Origin of the sequence: Streptomyces sp. NPDC058279 (genome assembly GCF_042881255.1) — a bacterium.
In the GTDB taxonomy this organism is placed as follows: domain Bacteria; phylum Actinomycetota; class Actinomycetes; order Streptomycetales; family Streptomycetaceae; genus Streptomyces.
Window position 1 is genome coordinate 137,155 of sequence record NZ_JBHVYA010000011.1, and the last position, 26,753, is coordinate 163,907.

The 26,753-nt window shown below is 74.6% G+C and carries 25 protein-coding genes and 1 riboswitch; of the genes, 14 read left to right on the forward strand and 11 right to left on the reverse strand.

Annotation, left to right across the window (positions count from 1 at the left end; genetic code table 11):
* The first annotated feature begins 72 nt into the window (after positions 1-72).
* Together ACFVXJ_RS21630 and ACFVXJ_RS21635 are read left to right on the forward strand one after the other, a co-directional pair.
* Entirely contained in the window at positions 73-783 is a 711-nt protein-coding gene (locus tag ACFVXJ_RS21630) for a DsbA family oxidoreductase (RefSeq protein ID WP_389663799.1), read from the forward strand.
* An 82-nt stretch (positions 784-865) separates the two neighbouring features.
* Positions 866-1,915, forward strand: coding sequence for an aminotransferase class V-fold PLP-dependent enzyme (locus ACFVXJ_RS21635; protein WP_389663800.1), 1,050 nt, complete (start codon positions 866-868; stop codon positions 1,913-1,915).
* 84 nt (positions 1,916-1,999) lie between these two features.
* Here ACFVXJ_RS21635 and ACFVXJ_RS21640 read toward each other — a convergent pair whose 3' ends face one another.
* Positions 2,000-3,067: a pyridoxal-phosphate-dependent aminotransferase family protein gene (locus ACFVXJ_RS21640; RefSeq protein ID WP_389663923.1), complete on the reverse strand. Its 1,068-nt coding sequence runs from the start codon at positions 3,065-3,067 to the stop codon at positions 2,000-2,002.
* Positions 3,068-3,131: 64 nt separating this feature from the next.
* Between ACFVXJ_RS21640 and ACFVXJ_RS21645 the strand changes: the two genes are divergently transcribed.
* Together ACFVXJ_RS21645 and ACFVXJ_RS21650 are read left to right on the forward strand one after the other, a co-directional pair.
* Positions 3,132-4,292: an amidohydrolase family protein gene (locus ACFVXJ_RS21645; RefSeq protein WP_389663802.1), complete on the forward strand. Its 1,161-nt coding sequence runs from the start codon at positions 3,132-3,134 to the stop codon at positions 4,290-4,292.
* A gap of 197 nt (positions 4,293-4,489) precedes the next feature.
* Positions 4,490-5,413 (forward strand): SCO1860 family LAETG-anchored protein, encoded by a 924-nt coding sequence (locus tag ACFVXJ_RS21650; RefSeq protein WP_389663803.1) that lies wholly within the window; start codon positions 4,490-4,492, stop codon positions 5,411-5,413.
* A gap of 627 nt (positions 5,414-6,040) precedes the next feature.
* On the opposite strand, the gene cobC is transcribed toward ACFVXJ_RS21650, so the two are convergent.
* Positions 6,041-7,495: an Rv2231c family pyridoxal phosphate-dependent protein CobC gene (gene cobC, locus ACFVXJ_RS21655; protein WP_389663805.1), complete on the reverse strand. Its 1,455-nt coding sequence runs from the start codon at positions 7,493-7,495 to the stop codon at positions 6,041-6,043.
* 83 nt (positions 7,496-7,578) lie between these two features.
* Between cobC and ACFVXJ_RS21660 the strand changes: the two genes are divergently transcribed.
* A complete protein-coding gene (locus ACFVXJ_RS21660; RefSeq protein WP_389663807.1) occupies positions 7,579-8,400 on the forward strand; it encodes a ZIP family metal transporter in 822 nt (273 codons plus the stop codon).
* Between the two features lie 2 nt (positions 8,401-8,402).
* Here ACFVXJ_RS21660 and ACFVXJ_RS21665 read toward each other — a convergent pair whose 3' ends face one another.
* The 7 genes from ACFVXJ_RS21665 to ACFVXJ_RS21695 all read right to left on the reverse strand — a co-directional run bounded on the left by ACFVXJ_RS21665 (position 8,403) and on the right by ACFVXJ_RS21695 (position 17,097).
* Positions 8,403-9,851, reverse strand: coding sequence for a cobyrinate a,c-diamide synthase (locus ACFVXJ_RS21665; protein ID WP_389663925.1), 1,449 nt, complete (start codon positions 9,849-9,851; stop codon positions 8,403-8,405).
* A gap of 11 nt (positions 9,852-9,862) precedes the next feature.
* Positions 9,863-10,462, reverse strand: a complete 600-nt coding sequence (gene cobO, locus ACFVXJ_RS21670; protein WP_361313407.1) for a cob(I)yrinic acid a,c-diamide adenosyltransferase — start codon at positions 10,460-10,462, stop codon at positions 9,863-9,865.
* Positions 10,462-12,591: a putative cobaltochelatase gene (locus ACFVXJ_RS21675; RefSeq protein WP_389663809.1), complete on the reverse strand. Its 2,130-nt coding sequence runs from the start codon at positions 12,589-12,591 to the stop codon at positions 10,462-10,464. The genes cobO and ACFVXJ_RS21675 overlap by 1 nt, the downstream gene beginning before the upstream one ends.
* Before the next feature lie 127 nt (positions 12,592-12,718).
* Positions 12,719-14,311, reverse strand: coding sequence for a cobyric acid synthase (locus ACFVXJ_RS21680; RefSeq protein WP_389663811.1), 1,593 nt, complete (start codon positions 14,309-14,311; stop codon positions 12,719-12,721).
* Positions 14,308-15,279, reverse strand: a complete 972-nt coding sequence (locus ACFVXJ_RS21685) for a cobalamin biosynthesis protein (protein ID WP_389663813.1) — start codon at positions 15,277-15,279, stop codon at positions 14,308-14,310. Before ACFVXJ_RS21685 ends, ACFVXJ_RS21680 begins: the two co-directional genes overlap by 4 nt.
* 58 nt (positions 15,280-15,337) lie before the next feature.
* A riboswitch (cobalamin riboswitch) is annotated at positions 15,338-15,424 on the reverse strand.
* Positions 15,425-15,581: 157 nt separating this feature from the next.
* Complete coding sequence (locus ACFVXJ_RS21690) at positions 15,582-15,803, reverse strand: hypothetical protein (RefSeq protein ID WP_389663815.1); 222 nt, start codon at positions 15,801-15,803, stop codon at positions 15,582-15,584.
* Positions 15,804-15,831: 28 nt separating this feature from the next.
* On the reverse strand, positions 15,832-17,097 hold the full coding sequence (locus ACFVXJ_RS21695) for an anion permease (RefSeq protein ID WP_389663817.1): 1,266 nt from the start codon (positions 17,095-17,097) through the stop codon (positions 15,832-15,834).
* Positions 17,098-17,449: 352 nt separating this feature from the next.
* On the opposite strand from ACFVXJ_RS21695, the gene ACFVXJ_RS21700 reads away from it, so the two are divergent.
* Positions 17,450-18,580, forward strand: coding sequence for an alpha/beta hydrolase family protein (locus ACFVXJ_RS21700; RefSeq protein WP_389663819.1), 1,131 nt, complete (start codon positions 17,450-17,452; stop codon positions 18,578-18,580).
* Between the two features lie 152 nt (positions 18,581-18,732).
* On the forward strand, positions 18,733-20,184 hold the full coding sequence (locus ACFVXJ_RS21705; RefSeq protein ID WP_389663821.1) for a hypothetical protein: 1,452 nt from the start codon (positions 18,733-18,735) through the stop codon (positions 20,182-20,184).
* A 37-nt stretch (positions 20,185-20,221) separates the two neighbouring features.
* Here the strand turns inward: ACFVXJ_RS21705 and ACFVXJ_RS21710 are convergent, their stop codons facing one another.
* Entirely contained in the window at positions 20,222-20,617 is a 396-nt protein-coding gene (locus tag ACFVXJ_RS21710) for a VOC family protein (RefSeq protein ID WP_361313386.1), read from the reverse strand.
* A 105-nt stretch (positions 20,618-20,722) separates the two neighbouring features.
* Positions 20,723-21,613 carry a neutral zinc metallopeptidase gene (locus ACFVXJ_RS21715; protein WP_389663823.1) on the reverse strand — a complete coding sequence of 297 codons (891 nt, stop codon included), beginning with the start codon at positions 21,611-21,613 and terminating at the stop codon, positions 20,723-20,725.
* A gap of 309 nt (positions 21,614-21,922) precedes the next feature.
* Here ACFVXJ_RS21715 and ACFVXJ_RS21720 point away from each other — a divergent pair, with 309 nt between their 5' ends.
* The 7 genes from ACFVXJ_RS21720 to ACFVXJ_RS21750 all read left to right on the forward strand — a co-directional run bounded on the left by ACFVXJ_RS21720 (position 21,923) and on the right by ACFVXJ_RS21750 (position 26,750).
* Positions 21,923-23,521 (forward strand): ABC-F family ATP-binding cassette domain-containing protein, encoded by a 1,599-nt coding sequence (locus tag ACFVXJ_RS21720; RefSeq protein WP_389663825.1) that lies wholly within the window; start codon positions 21,923-21,925, stop codon positions 23,519-23,521.
* Between the two features lie 408 nt (positions 23,522-23,929).
* Positions 23,930-24,151 (forward strand): helix-turn-helix domain-containing protein, encoded by a 222-nt coding sequence (locus ACFVXJ_RS21725; RefSeq protein ID WP_005319113.1) that lies wholly within the window; start codon positions 23,930-23,932, stop codon positions 24,149-24,151.
* A 119-nt stretch (positions 24,152-24,270) separates the two neighbouring features.
* Positions 24,271-25,050, forward strand: coding sequence for an enoyl-CoA hydratase/isomerase family protein (locus ACFVXJ_RS21730; RefSeq protein WP_389663827.1), 780 nt, complete (start codon positions 24,271-24,273; stop codon positions 25,048-25,050).
* Positions 25,051-25,184: 134 nt separating this feature from the next.
* On the forward strand, positions 25,185-25,616 hold the full coding sequence (locus ACFVXJ_RS21735) for an Asp23/Gls24 family envelope stress response protein (RefSeq protein ID WP_389663829.1): 432 nt from the start codon (positions 25,185-25,187) through the stop codon (positions 25,614-25,616).
* A 15-nt stretch (positions 25,617-25,631) separates the two neighbouring features.
* The gene (locus tag ACFVXJ_RS21740; RefSeq protein ID WP_389663831.1) at positions 25,632-25,817 is read left to right on the forward strand and encodes a hypothetical protein; all 186 of its coding nucleotides are present in this window, start codon (positions 25,632-25,634) and stop codon (positions 25,815-25,817) included.
* Positions 25,818-25,824: 7 nt separating this feature from the next.
* Entirely contained in the window at positions 25,825-26,214 is a 390-nt protein-coding gene (locus ACFVXJ_RS21745; RefSeq protein ID WP_389663833.1) for a hypothetical protein, read from the forward strand.
* On the forward strand, positions 26,211-26,750 hold the full coding sequence (locus ACFVXJ_RS21750; protein WP_389663835.1) for a DUF6286 domain-containing protein: 540 nt from the start codon (positions 26,211-26,213) through the stop codon (positions 26,748-26,750). Before ACFVXJ_RS21745 ends, ACFVXJ_RS21750 begins: the two co-directional genes overlap by 4 nt.
* The last annotated feature ends 3 nt before the right edge of the window (positions 26,751-26,753 follow it).

Below are 26,753 nucleotides of genomic sequence, written 5' to 3' on the forward strand. Positions count from 1 at the left end.
CGGCAGTCGGTTGAAAGGGAAACCGTCCGGTCCTCCCGTCGGACGGCCCCCGAACCCGAGAGAAGAAGGATCATGCGCGTCGAGATCTGGAGCGACATCGCCTGCCCGTGGTGCTACATCGGCAAGGCCCGGTTCACCAAGGGGCTGGCCGACTTCGCGCACCGCGACCGGGTGGAGGTCGTCTTCCGGTCCTTCGAACTCGATCCGCACGGCCCCAAGGGCGTGACCGCGCCGGTCCTGGAGATGCTGGCCGCGAAGTACGGCCGGACCCTCGACGAGGCGCGCGCCATGGAGGAGCACGTCGCCGCCGGCGCGCGCGGCGAGGGGTTGGCGTACCGGGTCGAGGGGCGCGACCACGGCAACACCTTCGACATCCACCGCCTGCTGCACCTGGCCGCCGCCCGGGGTCGTCAGGAGGAACTGCTCGACCTGGCCTACCGCGCCAACTTCGCCGAGGAGCGCAGCGTCTTCGATCCCGAGGTGCTGGTCGCCCTCGCCGTCGAGGCCGGGCTGGAGGAGACGGAGGCCCGTACGGTGCTCGCCGACGACTCCGCCTACGCCGACGAGGTGCGCGCCGACGAGCGCGAGGCGGCCGAACTGGGGGCCAACGCCGTACCGTTCTTCGTCCTCGACCGCCGCTACGGCATCTCCGGCGGGCAGCCCGCCGAGGTGTTCACACAGGCGCTCGAACAGGCGTGGGCCGGCCGCGAGGTCGCCCCGTCCGAGGCCGCCGACGGCGAGGTGTGCGAGCCCGACGGGGCGTGCGCCGTCCCCCGGGCGTAACGGGCACCGGCGCGACCGGGCGTAGCGGACACCGGCGCGACGGGCGTGGACGGGGAGCCGGGCTTGGCGCAGAGTTGAGGGCATGGACCTCCCCGCCCTCAGGGCCGAGTTCGCGCACTCCACCACCTACCTCAACACGGCCACGTGCGGAATCCTCCCGCGGTCGGCCGTCGCCGAGGTCCGGGCCCTGGCCGAGGCGGCCGGGGCCGGGGACCCGGCCGGATTCGGGGACTTCGACCGGGTCAACCGGGTCCGGGCGGCCTTCGCCCGGCTCGTCGGCGTGCCCGTCGCACGGGTCGCGCTCGGCTCCTCGGTCGCGACGCACGTCGGTCTGGTCGCGGCCGCCCTCCCCGCCGGTTCCGAAGTCCTCTGCCCCGAAGGGGACTTCGCCTCGGTGATGAATCCCTTCGTCGTGCGCGCCGATCTCAAGCTCCGCCTCGCCCCGCTGGAGTCGCTGGCCGAAGCCGTCGGCCCCGACACCGCGCTCGTCTCGCTGTCCGCCGTACAGTCCGCCGACGGCCGCAGCGCCGACCTGGCGGCGGTACGGGCCGCGACGGCCGCCCACGGCGCGCGGATGCTCGTCGACGCGACCCAGGCGGCGGGCTGCGTGCCCTTCGACGCCGCGCCCTACGACTACACCGTCACCGCCGGCTACAAGTGGCTGCTCGGCGCGCGCGGGGCCTCGTACCTCACCGTGTCCGAGGAGGCCCAGGACACCCTCACCCCGCTGCACGCCGGCTGGGTGGCGGCGGAGTCCGTCTGGGACGCCACCTACGGGCCGATGCCGCGACTGGCCGAAGGGGCCCGGCGCTTCGACGAGTCCCCGGCGTTCCTCGGCTACCACGCCGCCGAGCCCTCGCTGGCGCTGCTGGAGCGGATCGGCGTCGCCGCCGTGCACGCGCACAACACCGCCCTGGCCGCCCGCTACCGGGCCGGGCTCGCCCGCCTGGGCCACGAACCGGTCACCGGCGGGACCCCGATCGTCACCGTTCCCGGGCTGGCCCACCGACAGCCCGCCCTGCAGGCCGCCGGCATCGCCACATCGGCCCGGGCCGGCGGCCTGCGGGCCTCGTTCCACCTCTACAACACCGAGGCGGACGTCGACCGGCTCCTGGACGTCCTCGCGGACTGATCCGGCCGACCTCGGGCCGACCCCGAGCCGACACCGAGCCGGCCCTCGCGGAGGCGGAGGCCGGGGCCGGCCCCTCGCGGCGGACTACCAGGCCGCGTCCGCCGCGGCGAGCGCCGGGGCCGGGTCGGCCGACAGGGCGGAGGCCAACGCGGTCAACGACGCCCGCACCGCCTCCGGGGAGGCCGCCGGGCCGTAGTGGTTGACCCGGATCATCTCCTGCGCGAGCGCCCCGCCGCCCGCCGCGAGCGGAGCGGTCGGGTCCGCCGACAGCGCCTTGGCCACCACGACGGAGGCGTCCGCCACCCGCAGGGTCGTCGCCACCGGCGCCGCCTCCACCGTCGCCGGGACGTACGGGGCCACGCCCAGCGCCGTCGCGCCCGCTCGGGTCGCGGCGGCCGCGGCCGCGTGCCGGCCCGTCACCGCGGGCAGTCCCTCGGCGGCGATCCGGTCCAGGCACGCCTCCAGCGCCAGCATCTCCAGCTGGGCGGGGGCGTGCGGCAGGGTCGTACGGCCGGCGTCGATCCAGCGCTCCTTCCAGTCCAGCAGCGACAGGTACGAACGCCGGGGCGCCGCCGGGTTCTCCGCGAAGCGGGCCCAGGCGCGCTCCGAGACGGACACCGCCGAGACGCCCGCCGGGCCCCCCATCGCCTTCTGCGCGCCGATCACGCACAGGTCCACGCCCCACGCGTCCGGGAGCAGCGGCTCGGCGCCCACCGAGGCCACCGCGTCCAGCATGAACAGGGCGCCGTGGGCCCGGACGGCCTCGCCGATCTCCGCGACCGGGTTGGTGTTGCCCGTCGCGGCCTCGGCGTGCACCAGCGACACGAAGTCGATCTCCGGGTGCGCGGCCAGCGCCCCGGCGACCTGTTCCCCGGTGACCGCGGTGTGGAACGGCACCGCCAGGTCCACCACCCGCGCCCCGCAGTCGCGCAGCCAGTTGCCGAACGTGGTCCCGTACGGCCCCGTCACGATGTTCAGCGCCGCCGATCCGGGACGGGCCCCCGAGCGGATGCACGCCTCCAGCGGCAGCAGCGCCTCGCCCTGGGTGATCACCACGTCCTGGCGGGTGCCGAGCAGCTCCGCCACCCCCCGCTCGATCGACGCGAAACGGTCGGCGGTCAGCGGCGGGAGGTCCAACAGCGGGTGGGTCACGGCGGTGCTCTCTTCGTCCGGGGTCACCGGCCGAGCCTACCGAGCACGGACGTAAGGTGCCGCCATGAGCGATACGCGTGAGGTGGACGGAGCGGGCCGGGCCGACGATCGGTCGCAGAGCGGGTCCGAAGGCGGGTCCGTGGGTCAAGTGCTGCACGTCAAGGGGCGGGTGCTCGTCGGACCCGACGACGTACGCGACGAACTGTGGGTGATCGGCGGCCGGATCTCCTACGAGCGCCCGCGCGCCGCACGCGAGATCACCACGGTCACCGGTTGGGCCCTGCCCGGCCTGGTCGACGCGCACTGCCACGTGGGCCTCGACGCCCACGGGCCCGTCGACGCGGCGACCGCCGAACGCCAGGCGCTCACCGACCGCGACGCCGGCACCCTGCTGATCCGCGACGCCGGATCGCCCTCCGACACCCGCTGGATCGACGACCGCGAGGACCTGCCGAAGATCATCCGGGCGGGCCGGCACATCGCCCGGACCCGCCGCTACATCCGCAACTACGCGCACGAGATCGAGCCGGCCGACCTGGTCGAGTACGTGGGGCGCGAGGCGCGGCGCGGCGACGGCTGGGTCAAGCTGGTCGGCGACTGGATCGACCGCGACGCCGGGGACCTGACCGCCTGTTGGCCGCGCGCGGAGGTCGAGGCGGCCATCGCCGAGGCGCACCGCTTGGGCGCCCGCGTCACCGCGCACTGCTTCGCCGAGGACTCGCTGCGCGACCTGGTCGAGGCGGGCATCGACTGCGTCGAGCACGCCACCGGGCTCACGGAGGACACCATCCCGCTGTTCGCGGAGCGCGGGGTCGCGATCGTCCCGACCCTGGTCAACATCGCGACGTTCCCCAAGCTGGCGGCGGGCGGCGAGGCGAAGTTCCCGGCCTGGTCGGCGCACATGCGGCGGCTGCACGAGCGCCGGTACGACACCGTACGGGCCGCCTACGACGCGGGAGTTCCCGTCTACGTCGGCACCGACGCGGGCGGTTCCCTGCCGCACGGCCTGGTCGCCGCCGAGGTCGCTGAGCTGGTGAAGGCCGGGCTCCCGACATCGGCCGCCCTGTCCGCCACCGCCTGGTCGGCCCGCGAGTGGCTCGGCCGGCCCGGCCTGACCGAGGGCGCGCCGGCCGACCTCGTGGTCTACGGATCGGACCCGCGCGTTGACGTACGGACCCTGGCGCAGCCGCTGCGCGTGGTGGTCAACGGGGCCGTTCGGGCGTGACTGGGGGGAACTCCCGTTCTTTCTGGGGCCGATGATTCGTACGTGCGGTCGGAAACCACCCATTGGGGTGAAGTCACCCCGGGTGGGCCCCCGTTCACCCACAGTGCTTAAAGAATCCGAGGGTCGAAGCCGTCGGCGTGCGCGATGTCCCCCATTGGCCGCGCGACGGCACCCATCTCCCCGGGGGTTCCTCCATCTTGAACAGCAACACCTTCCGCATGCCCGCGGCCGTCCTGCTCGCCGCGGGGGCGGTGGCCCTGCTCACCGCGCCGCCCGCCTCGGCCACCGCGGCGGGCAGTGGCAGTGGCGGCGCGGCGGGCCAGGGCAAGGCCGGCGCCGTCGTCCTGCGCGCCGGACTCGACGTCGGCCTGCTGGGCGAGGCCGTCCACGTCCCGCTCCAGGCCACCCTCAACGAGGTCAGCGCCCCGGCGACGGCCGAGAAGACCGCCCTCACCGTGACCCTCGACGGCGCCGAACAGGGCAACCCCGTCAGCGTGCTGCGGGCGGACGTGGCCACCGCCAAGGCGACCGCGGACACCCACGGCGCACGGGCGGAGTCCCACCTCGCCAACGCCACCGTGCACGTGCCGGGACTGCCGCTGCTCTCCCTGATCCAGGTCGAGAAGGTCACCTCCACGGCGGTGTGCGAGGCCGGGCGCAAGCCGGTGGCCGGCTCGAACGTGCTCGGCGCCGTCACCGTCCTCGGCAAGAAGGTCACCCTGTCGGCGGGCGGCCCGACCAAGGTCGAGGTCCCGGGGGTCGGCCTGGTCGACCTGGAGCTGTCCGGCACGCGGACCACCTCCACCACGGCCGCCGCGACGGCGCTCCGGCTCAAGGTCTCGGTGAACCCGCTGAAGCTGAACGTGGCGCGGGTCGACGGCGAGGTCGTCCTGGCCGAGGCCCACTGCGAGACCCCGACGGGCCCCGCGCCGAGCACGGCCGCCGCCGCGCCGTCGGACGTGAAGCCGCAGACGGCGAGCGGCGCGCCGACACCCGTGCGCGCCGACCTCGCCGAGACCGGGAGCGGTTCGGCGACGCCCTATGTGGCGGGCGGGGCGCTGCTGTTACTCGGCGTCGGCGCGGGCGCGCTGCTCCTCACCCGGCGCGGCAAGTCCTCGTAGCGCGGGCGGACGGCCGAGGAGCCCGTCGGCGCGCGGCGGGCCCCGGTCCCCGGGCGGTCGCGGCCCGGGACGGCACCGCGGGGGTGACCTGCTGGTCGGCGCGGGCGTACGCGCTCCGCTCCGCGGCGGTCAGCGAGCCCTCGGCGACGGCGCGGACGACTCGGACCGGCTGCGGGCCGGCGTCGACCGGATCGCCCCCGGGGCAGCGTCGGGGCCACGTGTCCGCGAGACCGGCCCCGCCGGAATCCCGGCGAGCGACCCGGAACGGCCCCAGGCCGGAGTCGGGGCACGTGCCCGTGAGACCGGCCCCGCCGGCATCCCGGCCGGCGACCCGGCGGCTCCGGCCGCCCCGGGCGGCCGAGCGGGGCTGCCAGTCGAAGCGGCGTTGCCGCAGCCGGCGTGGCGGGCGGCCGACCCGCCGGCCTCGCCGCTGCTTGAGGCGCGGGGTCCGGGGCGGCGCCCCAACGAGCCTCGCCCCGCTGACCCGCGCCGACGCGGCAGCCGGCGAGGCCGCCCAGCAGCCCCCGTGCCGGGCCGGTCCGGAGCCCGGACCGAGGCACCCAGCCCCCGCGCCGGGCGGGTCCGGAGCCGGACCGGGATACCCCTACAGCGGCCCCGACGGGCGGGTCAGTGCGTGGTCAGGGTCAGGGCGTGGTCGAGGGCCTGGAGGAGGCGGCCCGTCGTGGGGCGGTCGCGGACCGCGAGGCGCAGCCAGGAGTCGTCCAGGCCCGGGAAGGTGTCCCCGCGGCGCACCGCGAAGCCCAACGCGCGCAGGCGGGCCCGGACCTGCTCCGCGCCCGGCACCCGGATCAGCACGAACGGCCCCTGCGCCACCCCCGACACCGAGATCTCCTCGAACTCGGCGAGTCCCGCCAGCAGATGGGCCCGGTCCACCGCGATCTGCCGCGCCGCCGCCTCCGCCTCCGCCAGCGCCTCCGGGGTCATGCACGCCTGCGCCGCCACCAGAGCGGGCGTCGACACCGGCCACAGCGGCTGCGCCGCCGCCAGCTTCGCGATCACCTCCGGCTCGGCCAGCACGTACCCGATCCGCAGCCCCGCCAGCCCCCACGTCTTCGTCAGGCTGCGCAGCACCACCAGCCCCGGTACGTCCGTCCGCCCGGCCAGCGCCTCCCGTTCGCCGGGGACCGCGTCCATGAACGCCTCGTCCACCACCAGGATCCGGCCCGGCCGGGCCAGTGCCGCCAGGCCGGCCGCCGGGTGCAGCACGGACGTCGGGTTGGTCGGGTTCCCGACCACCACCAGGTCCGCGTCCTCCGGCACCGCCGCCGGGTCCAGCCGGAACCCGTCCGCCGCCCGCAGCACCACCCGCTCCACCCGGTGGCCAGCGTCCCGCAGGGCCGCCTCCGGTTCGGTGAACTGCGGATGCACCACCACCGGCCGGACGGCGCCCAGCGCCCGGGCGATCAGTACGAACGCCTCCGCCGCCCCCGCCGTCAACAGCACCCGCCCGACCGCCAGCCCGTGCCGCTCCGCCACCGCCGCGCGGGCCGCGCGGCCGTCGGGGTACGCGGCGAGATCCCCGAGGGAGGCCGCGATCCGCTGCTTGAGCCACTCCGGGGGCGTGTGCGTCCGTACGTTGACCGCCAGGTCGACGAGTCCCGCTCCCGCGTCCCGCACCTCCGCGTCACCGTGGTGGCGCAGGTCGTGCCCCTGCGCGGTGGCGACGGCGCAGGTCGCCGCCACCGACCGGCGTTTGGGTACGAGGAGTTCCCCGCCCCCCGCGAGCGCCGCCGCCTCCGCCACCGAGGCGGTGCCGACGCCGTCGAGCGCCGCGTCCGAGGGGTGCGGTACCGCGATGGTCGCCAGCTTCTCCGCGGAGTAGCCCAGCAACGGCACGCCGAAACGTTTCGCCGCGCCCGCGATCCCCGCCTCCTTCGTCTTGGGCTCCACCGTGGCCAGGGCCGCCACCGCGTCGGCGGCCAGCCCCGCCCCCCGCAACGTCTCCTCGACCAACGCACAGACCTCCGCCACGGAGACCCCCGCCCGTCCGCCCACCCCGACCACCAGCCGGGTCGCGTACTCGCCCACCGAAGCCCTCCCTCCGTCGTCCTGTCGAGTCATTGTCGGGCCGCCGTGGTCAATACGTCTCCGTCGTCCCGCGCGGGGAAGTGCGCGTGACGCCGACAATCGGTATTCAGGGGCACATGGCCGTGATCGTGGCGTTGGGCGCGTTCCTGATGACCCTGGCGGGCGGATGGACGGCGCAGCGCGTCACCGACCGGCGCCACCTCGTGCTGGGCCTGGCCGGCGGGCTGATGCTCGGCGTCGTCGGCCTCGACCTGCTCCCCGAGGCCATGCGGGCCGCGGGCCGTCCGGTGTTCGGCGTCCCGCTCGCCCTGCTGCTCTTCGTCACCGGCTTCCTGCTCGCGCACGTCGCCGAGCGGCTGCTCGCCGTACGGCAGGCCGCGCACGGCGCCGCGAACGGCGTCCCCCGCGTTCCCCCCGTCCCCGACGACCCCCGCCTCCCTGACGACCCCCGTACCCCCGACGACCCCGGCCACTCCCACGACCGCGCGCACGCGCACCGGACCCCCGAGGTCGGGCTCGCCGCCGCCGCCGCCATGGTCGGCCACAGCCTCGCCGACGGGGTGGCCCTCGGCGCCGCCTTCCAGGTCGGCGGCGGGATGGGCGTGGCCGTCGCCCTCGCGGTCGTCACCCACGACTTCGCCGACGGGTTCAACACGTACACGCTCACCAGCCTGTACGGGAACGCCCGCCGCAAGGCGCAGCTGATGCTCTTCGCCGACGCCCTCGCGCCGGTGGTGGGCGCCCTTTCCACCCTGCTGTTCACCCTTCCCGAGGAACCGCTCGGGGCGTACCTCGGCTTCTTCGCCGGCGTCCTGCTCTACCTGGCCGCCGCCGAGATCCTCCCCGAGGCGCACCACCGCCACCCCGCCCTGTCCACGCTGCTGTGCACCGTGGGCGGGGTGGCCGGGATCTGGCTCGTGGTCGGCCTCGCGGACTGACCTCACGACCGGGCCGCCGCCGCCGCTTCCGCGAACCGTCGGGCGACGGACGGCCGGGCCGCCCAGTGCGTGTGCAGGTAGCTGGCGTGGACACCGCCCTGTACGAAGCCCTCGACACGGCGTTCGGGATGCGTGAAACCCCACGCGGGGGCCGCTCCCGCGCCCGGCTCGATCACCGTCCGGTGGAACTCGTGTCCCCGCAGCCGGGTCCCGGCGACGGCCAGTGCGCTGTCCGACACCGCGACCGCCTCGCGGTAGCCCAGCGTCAGGCGCTCCGACATCCGGGCGTCGGCGTCGAGCACCCCGCACATCGGCTTCCCGTCCAGCGACCGCGCCAGGTACAGCAGCCCCGCGCACTCGGCCGCCACCGGGCCGCCGGCCGCGGCGAAGTCGGCGACGGCCCGGCGCAGCGGCGCGTTGGCGGCGAGCTCGGGCGCGTACACCTCGGGGAACCCGCCGCCGATCACCAGGCCGGTGGTGCCCTCGGGGAGGGCCTCGTCCCGCAGCGGGTCGAAGGTGACGACCTCCGCGCCGGCGGCGCCGAGGAGCTCCGCGTGCTCGGCGTAGGAGAACGTGAAGGCCGGGCCGCCGGCGACCGCGATGACAGGAGGTTCGTTCGGCGTGGCGCCGTTGTCGGGGGCGCCGCCCCCGAACCCCCGCGCCTCGAACGCCGGCGGGACCGGGTCGTGCCGGGCGGCGCCGGAAGCGGGCGCCGCGGCATCGACCAGAGCCCGTTCCGGAGACCACGCCTCGCACTCCAGCGGCGGGGCCGTGCGCGCCAGGGCCAGCAGGGCCTCCAGGTCGCACCCGGCCCGGACCTGGTCCGCCAGCGCGGCCACCGCGGCCACCGCGTCGGCCCGCCGCTCCGCCACCGGCACCAGCCCCAGGTGCCGCGACGGCGCGGCCACCTGCGGAGCCCGCCGCAGGACGCCCAGGACCGGCATCCCGGCCTCCTCCAACGCCTCCCGCAGCATCACCTCGTGCCGGTCGGAGCCGACCTTGTTGAGGATCACCCCGCCCAGGCGCACCCGGGGGTCGAACGACGCGAAGCCGTGCACCAGCGCCGCCACCGACCGCGACTGCGAGGAGGCGTCCACCACGAGCACCACCGGCGCCCGCAGCAACTTCGCGACCTGCGCCGTCGAGGCCAGCTCACCCCGCCCCGCCGCCCCGTCGTACAGCCCCATCACGCCTTCGACGAGGGCGAGGTCGCACCCCGCCGCCCCGTGCGCGAACAGCGGCGCGACCAGCTCCGGCCCGCACATGAAGGCGTCCAGGTTCCGCCCCGGCCGGCCGGTGGCCAAGGCGTGGTAGCCCGGGTCGATGTAATCGGGCCCGGCCTTGTGCGGGGACACGGCGAGGCCGCGCTCCGCGAAGGCCGCCATCAGGCCCGTCGCCACGGTGGTCTTGCCGCTGCCGGAGGACGGCGCGGCGATGACCAGCCGCGGCATGTGGAGCGAGGTCACCACTCGATGCCCTTCTGGCCCTTCTGGCCGGCGTCCATGGGGTGCTTGACCTTGGTCATCTCGGTGACCAGATCGGCGAACTCCAGCAGCTTCTCGGGCGCGTTGCGGCCCGTGATGACCACGTGCTGGGTGCCGGGGCGGTCGCGCAGCACCTCGATCACCTCGTCCACGTCGATCCACCCCCAGTGCATCGGGTACGCGAACTCGTCCAGCACGTACAGCCGGTGGGTCTCGGCGGCCAGGTCCCGCTTGACCTGTTCCCAGCCCTCCTTCGCCGCCTGCTCGTTGTCGAGCTGCGCGTCGCGCTGGACCCAGGACCAGCCCTCGCCCATCTTGTGCCAGACGACCGGGCCGCCCTCGCCGGAGGCGCCGAGCACCTTGAGCGCGTTCTCCTCGCCGACCTTCCACTTCGCCGACTTGACGAACTGGAACACCCCGATCGACCAACCCTGGTTCCAGGCGCGCAGCGCCAGCCCGAAGGCCGCCGTCGACTTGCCCTTGCCCGGGCCGGTGTGGACGAAGACGAGCGGACGGTTGCGGCGCTGGCGCGTCGTGAGCCCGTCGTCCGGAACGACGGACGGCTGTCCCTGCGGCATTACGCGGCCCTCCTGTTGGGGGTGGTGTTCGAGGTCACTGAGGTACGTACGTTCTTCACCAGGCCGGCCAGCGAGTCGGCCCGCAGCCCGTCGAGCGTGACGGCCGGCCCGCCGAGGTCGGCGGCCAGCACCCCGGCCAGTCCCAGCCGGACCGGACCCGTCTCGCAGTCCACGACCACCGAGGCCAGCCCCTGGGCCGCCAACATCCGCGCGCTGCGCCCGGACAGTTCGCGGGGGTCCCCGCCGAGCGCGCCCGCCGAGGTGGCCCGCCCGTCGGTGACGACCACGAGCAGCGGTCGGCGCGAGGGGTCCCGCAACCGCTCGATCCGCAGCACCTCGTGGGCCTTGAGCAGTCCGGCCGCCAGCGGGGTCCGCCCACCGGTCGGCAGCTTCTCCAGCCGGGCCGCCGCCGCGTCCACGGACGAGGTCGGGGGCAGCGCCAGCTCGGCGCCCGCGCCCCGGAAGGTGATCAGACCGACCTTGTCGCGGCGCTGGTAGGCGTCCAACAGCAGCGACAGGACGGCGCCCTTGACCGCGCCCATGCGCTGCCGGGCGGCCATCGAACCCGAGGCGTCGACGACGAACAGGACGAGGTTGCCCTCGCGGCCCTCACGGGTCGCCTGCCGCAGGTCGTCCGCCCGTACGACGAGCCCGCGTCCGCTGCGCCCGCGCGCCTTCTGGTGCGGCGCAGCCGCCTGGATGGTCGCGGCCAGGTGCAGCTTCGTCAGGTGGCCGCGGGGACGCTGGGCGCCGGTGGTGCGGCCGTGCGCGGTCCGGGCGCGGGAGCGGCGGCCGGCCGCGCCCTCGCCGAGGCCCGGCACGCTCAGCATCTTGGTCCGGAAGGGCTCGGCGGCCCGTACGGGCGCCTGTTCGGGCGCGCCGCCCCCTTCGGGCGAGGGCGGTGCGGTCTGCGGCTCGGGCGCCTCCTGCGGGCCGGGCGCGTCGGGGGTCCGCGCGTCCTCCGGCGCCTCGCCCTGCGGGGGTACGCCCCCGCCCCCGTCGGGACCGCCGTCGTCCGGGCCGCCCCCGTCCGGGCCGCCCCCGTCCGGGCCGTCGTCCCCGGGACCACCGTCCTCCGGGCCCTCCGGCTCCGGGTCCGGCTCCGGCTCGGGTTCCTCGTCGGGGAACCGGTCCAGGATCTCGTCCAGCTTGTCCTCGTCGAGGCCCGGCGCGTCGAACGGGTTGCGCCGGCGCCGGTGGGGGAGCGCCAGCAGCGCGGCCTGCCGCACGTCCTCCTTGCGCACCTCGGTCCGCCCCGCCCAGGCGGCCAGGGCCGTCGCGGTGCGGGCCATCACGATGTCGGCCCGCATGCCGTCGACCTCGAACCCGGCGCAGGTGGCCGCGATCCGCAGCAGCGAGGTGTCGTCGAGCACGACCTTCGGCAGCAGCGCCCGCGCGGCCACCACCCGGGCCCGGACCTCGCGTTCGTCATCGGCCCAGCGGCTCGCGAAGGCCGCGGGGTCGTCCTCGTAGGCGAGCCGGCGGCGCACCACCTCGACGCGCTGGGCGGGCTCGCGCGAGGCCGCGACCTCGACGGTGAGCCCGAAGCGGTCCAGGAGCTGCGGCCGGAGCTCGCCCTCCTCCGGGTTCATCGTGCCCACGAGGAGGAAGCGGGCCGCGTGGCGGACGGAGACCCCCTCGCGCTCGACGTAGGAGGCGCCCATCGCGGCCGCGTCCAGGAGCAGGTCGATGAGGTGGTCGTGCAGGAGGTTGACCTCGTCGACGTAGAGGATGCCCCGGTGCGCGTCGGCGAGCAGGCCCGGCTCGAACGCCTTCACGCCCTCGGCCAGCGCCCGTTCGATGTCGAGCGCGCCGACCAGGCGGTCCTCGGAGGCGCCGACGGGCAGTTCCACCATCCGCGCGGGCCGGACGGCGCCGCCGCCGGGCTCGTGCGGGCCGTCGGGGCAGGCCGGATCGGGCGCGGCGGGCGCGCACGAGAACCGGCAGCCGGGTACGACGTCCACCTGCGGCAGCAGCGCGGACAGGGCCCGGACGGCCGTGGACTTGGCGGTGCCCTTCTCGCCGCGCACGAGCACACCGCCGACCGCCGGGCTCACGGCGTTGAGCAGCAGCGCCAGCCGCAGGTCGCGCTGACCGACCACCGCGGTGAACGGGTAGGGGGTGCTCACGTGTTGCTCACTCCTTCGTAGCGGACGGTCTGCGGGTACGGCGCCGCACCGGGGACGGGCCTCGGGACGGAGTCCCGGGCGCCGGGGAGGGGCGGGGTGGCGGAGGGGCCCCGCGGGGCCACCGGCCTCACGGCGCGCCCGGGGGCAGGAACGGGAGCCCGGCGGGCGCGCCCGACTCGATCAGCCCCAGCAGCGCGGACGTGTCGGCGTGTTCCTCGATCAAGTCCCCGAGCAGGTCGAGCTGTCGCTCCCGCAGGGCGGCGAACGACGTGTCGGGCGCCGGGACGAACCGGCGCCCCGCGGCCGCCGCGACCTCCCGCAGGAAGGCCCGGCGGAAGCCGTCCGACTCCAGCGAGCCGTGCCAGTGCGTGCCCCACACCTCACCGACCCGGCAGCCGTCCAGGAAGGGGGAGCCGCCCAGCACCTCGGCCACGCCGTGGTGGATCTCGTACCCCTCCACGGGCTCGCCCAGCGCCGAACCCACCGGCCGCGCCAGCGTCTTCTCGCGCGCGAAGCGGACGCGTACGGGCAACAGCCCCAGGCCCTCGACGGTGCCCGCCCGGGATTCCACCTCGTCCTCGATCCGCTCGCCCAGCACCTGGAACCCGCCGCAGATGCCCAGCACCGGCCGACCGGCCGCCGCCCGGGCCGCCAGGGCGTCGGCCAGACCGCGTTCGCGCAGCCAGGCGAGGGCCTTCACGGTGCCGCGGGTGCCCGGTACCACCACCAGGTCGGCGTCGGTCAGTTCCTCGGGCCGGTCCACGAACCGCACCACGACCCCGCGTTCCGCCGCGAGCGCGTCCACGTCGGTGAAGTTCGACATCAACGGCACCGCGCACACCGCGACCCGCAGCACGTCCTCACCCACCGGCGGGGCGACCACGGACTCGCGTACCGCGCCCCGCAGCGAGACCCTCCCCCAGCCTCCGGCCGGGGGGACCCCCATGCCGTCCTCCTCGTCGATGCCCAGCCCGTGCCGGTACGGCAGCACGCCGTAGGTGGACCGCCCGGTCAGCCCGCGCAGCATCTCCATGCCGGGTTCCAGGAGCGAGACGTCGCCGCGGAACTTGTTCACCAGGTAGCCGGCGATCAGCGACTGGTCCTCGGGCGAGAGCAGTGCCGTCGTCCCGAAGAACGAGGCGAACACGCCGCCCCGGTCGATGTCCCCGACCACCACCACCGGGAACCGCGCGGCCCGCGCGATGCCCATGTTCACGATGTCGGTCCGGCGCAGGTTGATCTCGGCCGGACTGCCCGCCCCCTCGCAGATCACGGCGTCATACGTGCCCCGAAGCTGCTCCAGGCAGTCCGTGACGACCCCTAGCAACCGCTCGCGTCCGCCGTGCGGCGTCTTCCCGGCGGCCGACCCCCCGGGGTCGCCGAAGAACCCGCGGGCGCTCATCTCGCCCACCGGCTTGCCCAGCAGCACGACCTGGCTGCTGCGGTCGCCGCCCGGCTTGAGCAGCACCGGGTTCATCAGCGCCGTCGGCTCCACCCGGGCGGCCTGCGCCTGCATCGCCTGCGCCCGGCCGATCTCGGCGCCCTCCCGGGTGACGAACGAGTTCAGCGACATGTTCTGCGCCTTGAACGGCGCCACCTTCACGCCCTGCCGGGACAGCCAGCGGCAGATGCCCGCCGTGACCACGCTCTTGCCCGCGTCCGACGTGGTGCCCGCGACCAGCAGACCGCCGCCCCGCCTCGAACCGCTCGTGCCGCTCATGCCCGCCCCTTCCCCGACTGCCGTGCCGCCCACCGTGTCACCGCACACCGCAATGCCACACACGCCCCCAGCGCCACCCACGTCACCCGACGCGACAGCCGCACCGCCCGCTCGATGTCCGCCACCTCGACCGGCCGACCAGCCTCGCCGTTCAGCACGGCCCGGTGCTCGACCCGGCCGCCGTACGCGAGGGTGCCGCCCAGCCGTACGCCGAGCGCCCCGGCGAACGACGCCTCGACCGGGCCGGCGTTGGGGCTCGGGTGCGCGGCGGCGTCGGCGCGCCAGGCCCGTGCGGCTCCCCGCCGGTCGGGTCCGGCCAGGACGGCCGCGAGCGCCGTCAGCCGGGCGCCGGGCCAGCCCGCCACGTCGTCGAGCCGGGCGGAGGCCCAGCCGTAGCGCAGGTAGCGCGGCGACTTGTGGCCCACCATCGCGTCCAGGGTGTTGACGGCGCGGAACGCCAGCAGCCCGGGCACGCCCGCGAGGGCCCCCCAGACCAGCGCGCCGACGACCGCGTCGGAGGTGTTCTCGGCGACCGACTCCACGACCGCACGGGCCAACTGCTGCTCGTCCAGGGCCTGCGGGTCCCGCCCGCACAGGTGCGGCAGCCGCTCCCGGGCCACCTCGGCGTCCCCCGCGGCGAGCGCCCCGCCGATGGCCCGGGCCTCCCGGCCGAGCGAGGTGCCGCCGACGACGGCCCAGGTGGCGGCGGCGGTCAGGGCGATACGGGCGGCCGCGGGCCGGGAGCGCACGGCGCGGGCGCCGAGCGCGCCGACGGCGACCGCGCCCCCCGCGCACACCAGGGTGTGGACCACGCCCCGCGCCCGGTCGTCGCGCCACAGGGCGCGTTCGAGGGCGGCGGCGGCTCTTCCGAAGGCGGCCACGGGGTGCCCCCGGCGCGGATCCCCGAGGATCCGGTCGCCGATCAGGCCCGCCGTGGCGCCGTACGCGAATACGCGATCGGCACGCATGGTGGCAGGTATGTCCTCGCTCAGGGTCCGCGCCCTGGTTCGACGTGTCCGGCGGCGAGAGTTCCTGGCTCCCGGGACGCACGGACCGTGTGCGCTCCCCGGTGACAGTGGCGGGACCGCGCCGGATTCGCACCGGACTTCCTCTCCATGCCGCCGTATTGGCTCGGGCAGTCCACCACGCACCGCGAACGCCCGTCAACTTGCCGTTGACCTGCGCGCGGGGCGGGGTGGGGCGGCCGGGGCGAGGGGCATGCGAAAGCTCCCCACGGGAATCCCGCGGGGAGCTTTCGACGGTCGTCGCGTCAGCTGACGATCAGGTAGATCGCGTAGGCCACGGCGACGCCGCAGAGCGCGAAGCAGGCGTACGCGCCGCCGCGGGCCGCGGTGGCGGTCCCGCCCTGCTCCGTGGCGGCCTCGTGCTTGGAGAGGCCCACCAGGCCCAGGGTGAACAGGGCCACGAGGGCGACGGTGGCGGAGAGGCTGACCCCGAAGACGGAGCCGAGTGCTGCCCAGTCGATCTTCATACCGCTGATTCCTCTGTCGTTCTCGGGGTCAGACCGCCGCGGCCGGAGCCACGGGTGCCGGGGCGGCCGCCGGGATGGTGGCCTTGAGGTCCTCGTCCGTGACGGCGGCGGTGGTACCGGCGGCGGCGATCGGCGGGACGGTGACGGCGGCCATGGCCGTGGTGACGACGCCCGGCGGCTCGACGGCGAGCGGCTCCGCCTCCGTGACGTTGTGGTGGTCGACGACCTGGCGGCGCGAGATGAACCAGATCGCGGCGCAGGAGGCGACGAGGAACACCACGACGGCGGCGACGCCGACGTTGCCGGTGCGCATGACCATCTCGGCGCCGGCGCCGACCAGCGCGGCGGCCGGCAGGGTCAGGCCCCAGGCGATGAACATGCGGGTGGCGGTGGACCAGCGGACCACGCCACCCTTGCGGCCCAGGCCGGCGCCCATGACCGCGCCCGAGCAGGCGTGGGTGGTGGAGAGGGAGAAGCCGAGGGTGGACGAGGCCAGGATGACGCTCGCGGCCGAGGTCTGGGCGGCGAAGCCCTGCTGCGGCTGGAGGTCGGTGAGGCCGCTGCCCATGGTGCGGATGATGCGCCAGCCGCCCAGGTAGGTGCCGGTCGCGATGGCCATGCCGGCGGAGATGATGACCCAGACCGGCGGGTTGGCGCCGGAGTCCAGGGCGCCGCCCGCGACGAGCGCGAGCGTGATGATGCCCATCGTCTTCTGGGCGTCGTTGGTGCCGTGCGCCAGGGAGACGAGACCGGCCGAGGCGATCTGGCCGGCGCGGTACCCCTTGGTGGCGGTCTTGCCGCCGACCTTGCCACCGAGCTTGTACGTGAGCCTGGCGGCCAGCATCGCGGCCGCCCCGGCCACGATGGGGGCGGCGACCGCCGGGATGAGCACCTTGGTGACGACCACGCTGCCGTTGACCGCGCCGATGCCGGCCGAGGCGACCGCGGCGCCGATCAGGCCGCCCATCAGGGCGTGGGAGGAGCTGGAGGGGAGCCCGACCAGCCAGGTGACCAGGTTCCAGAGGATCGCGCCGACCAGGGCGGCGAAGATCACTTCAGGCTGGATGCCCTGCTCGTTGACCAGGCCCTTGGAGATCGTCTTTGCGACCTCCACGGACATGAACGCGCCGACGAGGTTGAGGACGGCGGACATGGCCACCGCCGTCTTGGGCTTGAGAGCGCCGGTCGAGATGGTGGTCGCCATCGCGTTGGCTGTGTCGTGGAAACCGTTCGTGAAGTCGAACACGAGAGCGGTGATGATCACGATCCCGAGGAGAAGCGTTATGTGCTCCATTTACCCAGGCTTCTGTTTGGCGTCAGTGGTTCGGCGACCGTAGGCAATCTGGGTGAACGGAAGATGAACTGGGGGAGGTCGGGTGGTGTCGCGTCCCGTGGCGCGATCGGGGCCTTCCTCCCGATTCGGCCCCAGATCCGGCCATAAGGGCACGTCACGGCCGGTGAGCGGCGCTCACCGGCGGGTGTCCCGGCCGCCCCCGCCGCCTCTCGCGCCCCTTGCGACGAGACCCGGATCACATTCCGCGGCGGCCAAGCGGAACCCTGACCGAACCCTGACCGACCGTGACCCGACGGATGCGGAATGATCTCCTCCAGTGGCCTCCGTGCCGTCGCGCGCCGACACTGGAGCGATGCGTACCGCCACAGCGACGGCAGCGGCCGTCACCGCGACCCTGATCGGTGTCGGCGCGGCCGCCGTCGCGGCCGGCCGGTACGCCGCCGACGCGGCCCTGCGCCCCGAGCCGGGGCGCCCGCTGCCCGGCAGTGCCCGGCTCACCGTCCACTCCACCGCGGCCGGCCGCGTCGAACTGAGTCGGTCCCTGGCCTCCCTGCGCCCCGGCAGGTACGGCCTGGACGCCCCCGGGGTGCACGCCGTGGTCGGCCCCGTCCTCACCGATGTCCCGCACGGCCCCGACACCGTCGTACGCCGCCTCCTCGCCGTCACCCACGGCAGCCTCGACCCCGGCACCCGGGTCGCCCTCACCCCCCAGGTCCACCTCGGCAATCCGCGCACCGCCCTCGGCCTCGACCACGCCGACGTGGACATCCCCGGCGAGCTCGGCCCGCTGCCCGCCTGGTTCGTCCCGGCGGCCCGCGACACCTGGGTCATCGCCGTGCACGGACTCGGCGCTACCCGAGAGCACCCGATGGTCGTCATGCCGTTCCTGCACCGGTACGGCCTCCCCGTCCTCGATGTCGGCTACCGGGGCGACCTCGGCGCCCCCCGCCCACCGGACGGCCTCGGTCATCTCGGCGAGTCGGAGTGGCGGGACGTGGACGCCGCCATCCGCTACGCCCTGCGCTACGGCGCCCGAAACGTCATCCTGTACGGCTGGTCCGCCGGCGCCACCATGGCGCTCTACGCCGCCGAGCGCTCGGCGCTGGCCGGCCGGATCTCCGGACTGGTGCTGGACTCCCCGGTGCTCGACTGGCACACCACCCTGCGCGCCCTGGCCGGGGCCCGGCGCACCCCGGCGCCGCTGATGCCGTTCGTGGTCCGGGCCGCCGAAGGCCGTGCGGGCCTGCGCGCCGACCGGCGCTCCCCGGCCACGGACCCCGGCGCGCCGGGGATGCCCGTCCTGATCTTCCACGGGCCCGACGACGCGATCGCCCCCTGGGGGCCCGCCCGCCGGCTCGCCGCGGCCCGCCCCGACCTCGTCACCCTGAAGACGGTCCGCGGCGCGCCGCACGCCGCGATGTGGAACGCGGACCCGGAGGTCTACGAGGAGACCCTGCGCCGCTTCCTGACCCCCCTCATGTGAGACCCCTTCTCCTGCGAACCGCTACGGTCGTGTGAAAGTGCGGTGGCAGCGGAAGTGTCGTGGTCGTCTTGTCCCGGTATGCCTGACCGGTGCCCCGTAGAAACGCCCCGTTCCGTTTGGGCTTTCGGCCAGTGACGGGCGAGACTGCTTCCGTGACGTCCCGAAAGCCTGATGAGCAGTTGGCTCGCGACTCCAGACTCCGACTCGTCTCCCCGCGCTCCGTCGCCGCGGCCCGCAAGGCGGTGACCGATCGGCGGACGCGAACCGCCCCCCGGCCCCCGGCGGGCACTCCCGCGACGGCCGACCTGGCGAACCGGGCCCGGGCCTCACTCGCCGACGCGGTACGGCTGGCCCGCTGGGCCGAGCGGCACCTCGGGGCCGGCGACGGGGGCAGGCCCGCCCCGGCGGGCGCGCTGCCCGCCACGGACGTCGAACGGGCCGCGGCAGACCTGGGGCTGACCCACGGCCAGATCCGGGTCGGCTGGGACCGGGCCCGCCTCTCCGGCCTGGTCGAGGTGCACGGCGGCCACGCCCGGCCCGGCTGGCGCCTGCGCGCCTGGGACCGGGACGACACCGCGGTCCTGCGCGGTTGGGTCGCCCTGTTCGACGCCTGGTCGCTCGTCCACCCGGCCCCCGCCGACATCGCCCCGGCGGCCGTCGCCGAGGTCGTCGAGGCGATGCCCCAACTCCTGTCGCTGCTCCAGCTCTCCGCCGGCCCGGTGACCGTCCCGGACCTACTGGACCTGCTCGGCCAACGGGTGACGGAACTGCGCGACGAGCGCTGCGAAGTCCCCTACGCCGCCTCCACCCCGGACGCCTCCGCGCACGACGGCCCGGCGGACCCGGCGGTCTCCGCGCAGGCGACCGCGCCCGCGCCCCCCGTCCCCCTCGCCCGCCTGCTGCGCTGGGCGCTCGGCGGCCTCGCCGCCGTCGACGCCGTCACCCTCGGCCCCGCGCGGGCCACCCTGACCCCGCTCGGCAGTTGGGCCGTCTGGGTCAAGCTGGAGCAGATCTGCGTCGCCGCGCAGAGCCCGGCCGGGAACATCGAACAGTCCGCCGCCGCCATGCTGCACGGCTGTGCCCGGCTCACCCCGGGCCCCGCGCGCGCCGAGTACCGGGCCTGGCTCGCCGCCCGGCCCGTCGGACACGCCGTCAGCGAACTGCTCCAGGCCGCCCGCGGGGAGGACGCCCTGCTGCGCGGCCTCGCCTTCGAGGCGCTCCGCGTGGTCGGCGCCCCCGCCGAACCCGATGTGCGCGCCGCCGTGCGCGATCCGGCGCTGCGGCCCTACGCCCTGCTCTGGCTCGCCGAGCACGACGGGGTGGACCCGGACGAGGCACAGGACGTCCTCACCCCCGAGGAGTCGACCTGGCTCTGGGTGGACACCGCCGCTGCCATCGCGGACCACGGAGAGGCCGAACTGCTCGCCCGCCACCTCGACTCGGCCGTGCGCACCACCGTGCCCCGGCTGCTGGACGAGGTCCGCGCGGTCGGCCACCCCCGTACCGTGCAGGTCCTGGTGGCCCTGGCCGCCGCCCACCCCGACCCGGCCCTGGCCAAGGCGGTCCGGCGGGCCGCCTTCCAGGTCCACACCGGCGGCGTCTAGCACCGCGAGGAAACGAGGGGCGTACGCCCGGCCGGGGTCAGACCTGCGGCGCGTACGTCCCGAAGCTCCAGATGTTGCCCTCGGCGTCGCGGGCCATGTAGTCCCGCGAGCCGTAGTCCTGGTCGGTCGGCTCCATCACGATCTCCACGCCGTGCTCCGCGGCCCGGCGGTGGTGGGCGTCCACGTCGTCCACCACGACGTAGACACCGACGGGGCCGCCGTCCGCCATGGCCTTGTCGAAGGCCCCGCCCCGGCCCTTGCTGCCGAGCATCACCGCGCCGTTCCCGTACGACAGCTCCGCGTGCATCACCGAGCCGTCCTCACCCTCGTAGACGGCGACCTGCGTGAACCCGAACGCCTCGGTCAGCTGCCGGATCGCGGCCTTCGCGTCGCGGTAGAGCAGCGTCGGAACGATGGACGGAACACCTGCCATGACGATCACTCCCTCTCGTGCGGTGGGCGGGTACGGACCTCGGATCACGCGACCGGCCGACCGGCCACGTGACCCGCACCACAGCATGGCAGGCACCGCCGACAGTCAGCGGAAGGTGTCGCACTGGGCCATGTCACCGGTCCGGTAGCCCTGGTAGAACCACTGTTGGCGCTGCTGCGCCGAGCCGTGCGTCCACGATTCCGGGGTGACCCGCCCCTGGAACTTCTCCTGGATCCGGTCGTCGCCGACCGCGGCCGCCGCGTCCAGGCCGTCCTTGATGTCCTGGTCGGTGAGGCTGGTGATCAGCGGGCGCCCGGTGGACTCGTCCGGGGTCCGGGTCGCGTTGTGGGCCCACACCCCCGCGTAGCAGTCGGCTTGGAGCTCGACCTTGACCGAGTTGCTGTTCGCGCCCGTCCGCCCGTCCTGGGACTTCCCGAGCGTGCCCGTCAGGTTCTGGATGTGGTGCCCGTACTCGTGGGCGACCACGTACGCCTGGGCGAAGGGGCCGCCGCTCGCGCCGAACTTCGTGCGCAGCTCCTGGAAGAAGCCGAGGTCGAGGTAGACCTTGCGGTCACCCGGGCAGTAGAAGGGGCCGACCGCCGAGGTGGCCGGGCCGCAGGCGGTGTTCACCTGGCCGGTGAAGAAGACCGTCGAGGCCGGGACGTACCGGGCGCCCCGCCGCCGGAACTCCTGCCGCCAGTAGTCCTGCGTGCTGTTCGTCACCGCGACGAGCCGGCAGTCCTCACGGGTGTTCGCGTCGTGGCCGGTCCGGCAGGTCTGCTGCACCTGCGCGGCGGATGAGGGGCTCGTCACCGGTTGGGGACCGCCGCCCGACAGGCCCAGCTGGTCCGGCCCCACCCCCAGCAGCAGCCCCAGGACCAGGGCGATCAGGCCGACGAGCCCCCCGCCGATCGTGGCCCTGCCGCCCGGGACCCGGCTGCCGCGCTGGTCCGAGACCTCCGACGTGTCCAGATCGGCGTCGTCGTCGAACTGCATGCCGCACCGCCCTCACTCCCACGTGTCCGCACCCGCGGCGATCGTCACCGTCCTTGCCCTGATACGTGCCCCGGAAGACGCGGGAGATCCGTGCGCCGAACGGAGGACCGGGCGCGGACCCCGGCGGGGCCGCGACGACGACCGGCGGGCACCCCGGCGGCGGGACGGGAAGGAGACCGGGCGGCCCGAAAAGTGGTTGCGCGCCCCCGGTAGAATGTCCTCATGGCAAATCTCCTCGCGGATTAGCGGCGTCGAAGCCTCGCGCGTCCTGCCCCCCTTCCGCCGTCCCCACCGCCCTGGAGTATTTCCGTGATCACCGCCACCGGCGTCGAGCTGCGCGCCGGCGCCCGCGTCCTCATCGAGTCCGCCTCCTTCCGAGTCGCCAAGGGCGACCGCATCGGCCTGGTCGGCCGCAACGGCGCGGGCAAGACGACCCTCACCAAGTGCCTCGCCGGCGAGGGCCAGCCCGCCGCCGGCTCCATCACCCGCTCGGGCGAGGTCGGCTACCTGCCGCAGGACCCGCGCACCGGCGACCTCGACGTACTCGCCCGCGACCGGATCCTCTCCGCGCGCGGGCTCGACGTACTGATCAAGAAGATGCGCATGAACGAGGAGCGCATCGCCACCGGCAGCGGCGGCACCCGCGACAAGGCGATGAAGCAGTACGAGCGCCAGGAGACCGAGTTCCTGACCAAGGGCGGGTACGCCGCCGAGGCGGAGGCCGCCACCATCTCGGCCGCCCTGGGCCTGCCCGACCGGGTCCTCGGCCAGCCCCTGCACACCCTCTCCGGTGGTCAGCGCCGCCGGGTCGAGCTCGCCCGGATCCTCTTCTCGGACGCCGACACGCTGCTCCTCGACGAGCCCACCAACCACCTCGACGCCGACTCGATCGTCTGGCTGCGCGACTACCTGAAGAACTACCGCGGCGGATTCATCGTGATCTCCCACGACGTCGACCTGGTCGAGACCGTCGTCAACAAGGTGTTTTACCTGGACGCCAACCGCGCCCAGATCGACGTCTACAACATGGGCTGGAAGCTCTACCAGCAGCAGCGCGAGGCCGACGAGAAGCGCCGCAAGCGCGAGCGCCAGAACGCCGAGAAGAAGGCCGCGGCCCTCAACTCGCAGGCCGACAAGATGCGCGCGAAGGCGACCAAGACCGTCGCCGCGCAGAACATGGCCAAGCGCGCCGAGCGGCTGCTGTCCGGCCTGGAGGCCGTCCGCGTCTCCGACAAGGTCGCCAAGCTGCGCTTCCCGGACCCGGCGCCCTGCGGCAAGACCCCGCTGACCGCGGAGGGCCTGTCGAAGTCCTACGGCTCGCTGGAGATCTTCACCGACGTCGACCTGGCCATCGACAAGGGCTCGCGCGTCGTCATCCTCGGCCTCAACGGCGCCGGCAAGACCACCCTGTTGCGCCTGCTCTCGGGCACCGAGAAGCCGGACACCGGCACCGTGACCCCCGGGCACGGTCTCAAGCTCGGCTACTACGCCCAGGAGCACGAGACGCTCGACCCGGAGCGCACGGTCCTGGAGAACATGCGCTCCTCCGCGCCCGACCTGGACCTGGTCGCCGTCCGCAAGACGCTCGGCTCGTTCCTGTTCTCCGGCGACGACGTGGACAAGCCGGCGGGCGTCCTGTCCGGCGGTGAGAAGACCCGGCTGGCCCTGGCCACGCTGGTCGTCTCCTCCGCGAACGTGCTGCTCCTCGACGAGCCCACCAACAACCTCGACCCGGCCAGCCGCGAGGAGATCCTCGGCGCGCTGCGCACGTACAAGGGCGCCGTCATCCTGGTCACCCACGACGAGGGCGCGGTGGAGGCCCTGGAGCCGGAGCGGATCATCCTGCTGCCGGACGGTGTGGAAGACCTGTGGGGCCCGGACTACCGGGACCTGGTGGCGCTCGCCTGACCCCTCGGCCGAGCCCCCGCCGGAGCCCGTGCAGCGTCTTCGCGCGGGTCCCGCCGGCCCTTCGCGGGGTTGATCCAGTCCCTTATGGATCATTCGGCCCACGCGTGATCCATCATCTGAGTGAGGCGGTCTCATACCGTCGCACCGACACGACGGCCCCGGCCGTACCCGTGGGGGTACGCGACCGGGGCCCGTCCACTTTCCGGTTCCCCGCCCCTGACCTGGTGATTCCTTGTGCGACGGGGGGAGTGTGACGGAGGTCATGCGGCGGAAGGGGAGATTCCGTTCTGTTCTCGTGTCCACTCCCTGAGAAATGCCGTCGTACCGACCTTGCTGAATGGGTGGCCAGGATCGCGGGGAGGGGTGATCATGAGAAGTCCAGAGCGCACTTCCCATGAGGAGGCACGGGTGGCCGAGACTCTGAAGAAGGGCAGCCGGGTAACCGGCGCCGCGCGCGACAAGCTCGCGGCAGACCTGAAGAAGAAGTACGACTCCGGTGCGAGTATCCGGGCGCTGGCCGAGGAGACCGGCCGGTCCTACGGATTCGTCCACCGGATGCTCAGCGAGTCCGGAGTCGTGCTGCGTGGTCGCGGTGGCGCGACGCGCGGCAAGAAGGCGGCCTCGGCCTGACCCTGGCCGTCACGGACGGTTCTTCGGTGGCCCCCGGTCGGTCCTGCGGCCGACCGGGTGGTTACTGTGCAGTCACTTAGGTCGGGATTGCCGGCCGACTGCACACCGGAGGCACCGAGATGGCTCTGCTCGACAAGGACGGCGTACGGCTCACCGTGGACGACACGGTCGCCACGGTGACATTGACCAATCCGGCCAAGCGAAACGCTCAGTCCCCCGCGCTCTGGCGGGCTTTGGCGGAGGCCGGACGGTCGTTGCCGGGGAGCGTCCGGGTCGTCGTGCTGCGCGGCGAAGGCAAGTCCTTCTCCGCCGGACTCGACCGTCAGGCGTTCACGCCCGAGGGCTTCGAAGGTGAGCCGTCCTTCCTCGATCTCGCGCGCGGTTCGGACGAACTGCTCGACAGCACCATCGCCGAGTACCAGGAGGCGTTCACCTGGTGGCGGCGCGGCGACATCATCTCCGTCGCCGCCGTGCAGGGGCACGCGATCGGCGCCGGCTTCCAGCTCGCGCTCGCCTGCGACCTGCGCGTGGTCGCGGACGACGTGCAGTTCGCCATGCGCGAGACCAGCCTCGGCCTGGTGCCCGACCTGACCGGCACCCAGCCGCTGACTTCGCTGGTGGGTTACGCCCGCGCGCTCGAAATCTGCGCGACGGGCCGCTTCGTACACGCCGAAGAGGCCGAACGGGTGGGCCTGGCGAACCTCGTGGTGCCCGTGGACGAGCTTGACGCGGCCGTCCAGGACCTGACGACGGCCCTGCTGGCGCCGCCGCGCGACGCGGTGATCGAGACCAAGACACTGTTGCGCGGCGCCACCTCACGCTCCTACGACGACCAGCGCGCCGCCGAACGTGCGGCGCAGGCCCGCCGGCTGCGCGACCTGGCCGGTCTCTCCGACTGACCCGGCCGGCCCGGCAGCCCCTGCGCCCGGCCCCGCGACCCCTCCGATCCGCCCGGCGCACCCGCGTCCTCAGAGCGGCGGAGGGGTTTCGCGCTTACGGTGGTCCTGAGTCCGCACGCTCGAAGGGACACACGATGACCGAATTCGTGCCAGGGAGCTCTGCCAAGGACGCCGCCGACCGGGGCCGCACCTCCATCGCCGACGGGGTGGTCGAGAAGATCGCCGGACTGGCCGCCCGGGAGGTGGTCGGCGTCCACGCCATGGGCAGTGGCTCCGGCCTCTCGCGTACGTTCGGCGCCGTCCGCGAACGCGTACCCGGCGGCGCCAAATCCTCCGCCTCGCGCGGGGTGAAGGCCGAGGTCGGCGAGCTCCAGACCGCCCTTGACCTGGAGATCGTCGTCGACTACGGCGTGTCGATCCGCGACGTGGCCCGCGCCGTACGGGAGAACGTCATCTCGTCGGTCGAGCGGATGACCGGCCTGGAAGTCGTGGAGGTCAACATCGCCGTCACCGACGTCAAACTGCCCGACGAGGAAGACGAAGAACCGGAATCCCGTCTCCAATAGCCGAAGGAGCCCCGCATGAGCATGGCGGTCGTCGGCCTGGTGGCCGGCATGGCACTGGGGTTCGCCGGGTACTTCGGCGGCTTCGGGGCCTTCCTGCTGGTGGCGGCCCTGGGCGCCATCGGCTTCGTGGTCGGCCGGTTCCTCGACGGCGACCTCGACTTCGCCGACCTGTTCCGTCCGCGTGACGGCCGGCGCAGGTGAGGCGCCGATGAGTACGAGCGACACCGACACGCCGCGGTCCACCCCGCCGCGGGTACCACCCGCGGACCGGGGTGCGACCCGGATCGCCGACCGGGTCGTCACCAAGATCGCGGCCCAGGCGGCCCGGGAGGCGCTCGCCGCCACCGGTCCCGCGCCGGCGCGCCCGCACGCGACCGTCACCGTGCACCACGACATCGCCCGGGTGCACGTGAGCCTGGAACTCGACTACCCCTCCGACCTCACCGCCCAGTGCGCCGCCGTGCGCCGTGAAGTGACCGAGCGGATCGAGCGGTGCGCCGGGATGGCCGTACCGGAGGTGCACATCGACATCGAGCGGTTGCGGCCCCTCCCGGCCGGGCCGGCCGCCTCCGGGCGCAGCGGCCGGCGGCTGCGGTGACCGGCCCGCGCGCGCGGCGGTTCACGTCGGCGCGGCGGATCCCGGCCGGGCTCACCGCACTGGCGGTGCTCGCGGTCGCGGGGCTGTTCCTCTACGACCTCGCGGCGGTACGGGCGCACCGACCCGGCATGGGCTGGCGCCGGGAACTCGTGCGGCAACTGGAGCGGCAGACCCCCGCCGACCCGCAGGTGCTGATCGCCGGAGCGGTCCTGGCGGTGGTCGGGGCGGTGCTCCTGCTGCTGGCGCTCACGCCGGGGATGCGCGGGCTGCTGGTCATGCGGGGCTCGGAGGTACGGGCCGGCCTCGGCCGCAAGGCGGCCGGTCTGGTGCTGCGCGACCGGGCGATGGAGGTGTCCGGGGTGCGGTCGGTCCGGGTGCGGACGGGCCGCTCCCGCGTCAGGGTCCGGGCCACCTCGCACTTCCGCGAACTGGCCGACGTACGGGCCGACCTGGAGGCGGTAGTCGCGGTCGGCATCGAGGAACTCGGGCTCGCGCACCCGCCGGTGGCGCGGGTACGGGTCCGCCGGAAAGGGTGAAGG

Coding starts and splice junctions, on each gene's coding strand:
- ACFVXJ_RS21715 (WP_389663823.1), bottom strand. CDS start 21,613: ATGCAGTTCGACGACGACGCCGATCTGGACACGTCGGAGGTCTCGGAC.
- cobC (WP_389663805.1), bottom strand. CDS start 7,495: ATGACTCGACAGGACGACGGAGGGAGGGCTTCGGTGGGCGAGTACGCG.
- ACFVXJ_RS21695 (WP_389663817.1), bottom strand. CDS start 17,097: ATGGAGCACATAACGCTTCTCCTCGGGATCGTGATCATCACCGCTCTC.
- ACFVXJ_RS21745 (WP_389663833.1), top strand. CDS start 25,825: ATGAGTACGAGCGACACCGACACGCCGCGGTCCACCCCGCCGCGGGTA.
- ACFVXJ_RS21710 (WP_361313386.1), bottom strand. CDS start 20,617: ATGGCAGGTGTTCCGTCCATCGTTCCGACGCTGCTCTACCGCGACGCG.
- ACFVXJ_RS21700 (WP_389663819.1), top strand. CDS start 17,450: ATGCGTACCGCCACAGCGACGGCAGCGGCCGTCACCGCGACCCTGATC.
- ACFVXJ_RS21730 (WP_389663827.1), top strand. CDS start 24,271: ATGGCTCTGCTCGACAAGGACGGCGTACGGCTCACCGTGGACGACACG.
- ACFVXJ_RS21690 (WP_389663815.1), bottom strand. CDS start 15,803: ATGAAGATCGACTGGGCAGCACTCGGCTCCGTCTTCGGGGTCAGCCTC.
- ACFVXJ_RS21740 (WP_389663831.1), top strand. CDS start 25,632: ATGAGCATGGCGGTCGTCGGCCTGGTGGCCGGCATGGCACTGGGGTTC.
- ACFVXJ_RS21735 (WP_389663829.1), top strand. CDS start 25,185: ATGACCGAATTCGTGCCAGGGAGCTCTGCCAAGGACGCCGCCGACCGG.
- cobO (WP_361313407.1), bottom strand. CDS start 10,462: ATGCCGCAGGGACAGCCGTCCGTCGTTCCGGACGACGGGCTCACGACG.
- ACFVXJ_RS21630 (WP_389663799.1), top strand. CDS start 73: ATGCGCGTCGAGATCTGGAGCGACATCGCCTGCCCGTGGTGCTACATC.
- ACFVXJ_RS21665 (WP_389663925.1), bottom strand. CDS start 9,851: ATGCCGCGGCTGGTCATCGCCGCGCCGTCCTCCGGCAGCGGCAAGACC.
- ACFVXJ_RS21680 (WP_389663811.1), bottom strand. CDS start 14,311: ATGAGCGGCACGAGCGGTTCGAGGCGGGGCGGCGGTCTGCTGGTCGCG.
- ACFVXJ_RS21685 (WP_389663813.1), bottom strand. CDS start 15,279: ATGCGTGCCGATCGCGTATTCGCGTACGGCGCCACGGCGGGCCTGATC.
- ACFVXJ_RS21645 (WP_389663802.1), top strand. CDS start 3,132: ATGAGCGATACGCGTGAGGTGGACGGAGCGGGCCGGGCCGACGATCGG.
- ACFVXJ_RS21635 (WP_389663800.1), top strand. CDS start 866: ATGGACCTCCCCGCCCTCAGGGCCGAGTTCGCGCACTCCACCACCTAC.
- ACFVXJ_RS21660 (WP_389663807.1), top strand. CDS start 7,579: ATGGCCGTGATCGTGGCGTTGGGCGCGTTCCTGATGACCCTGGCGGGC.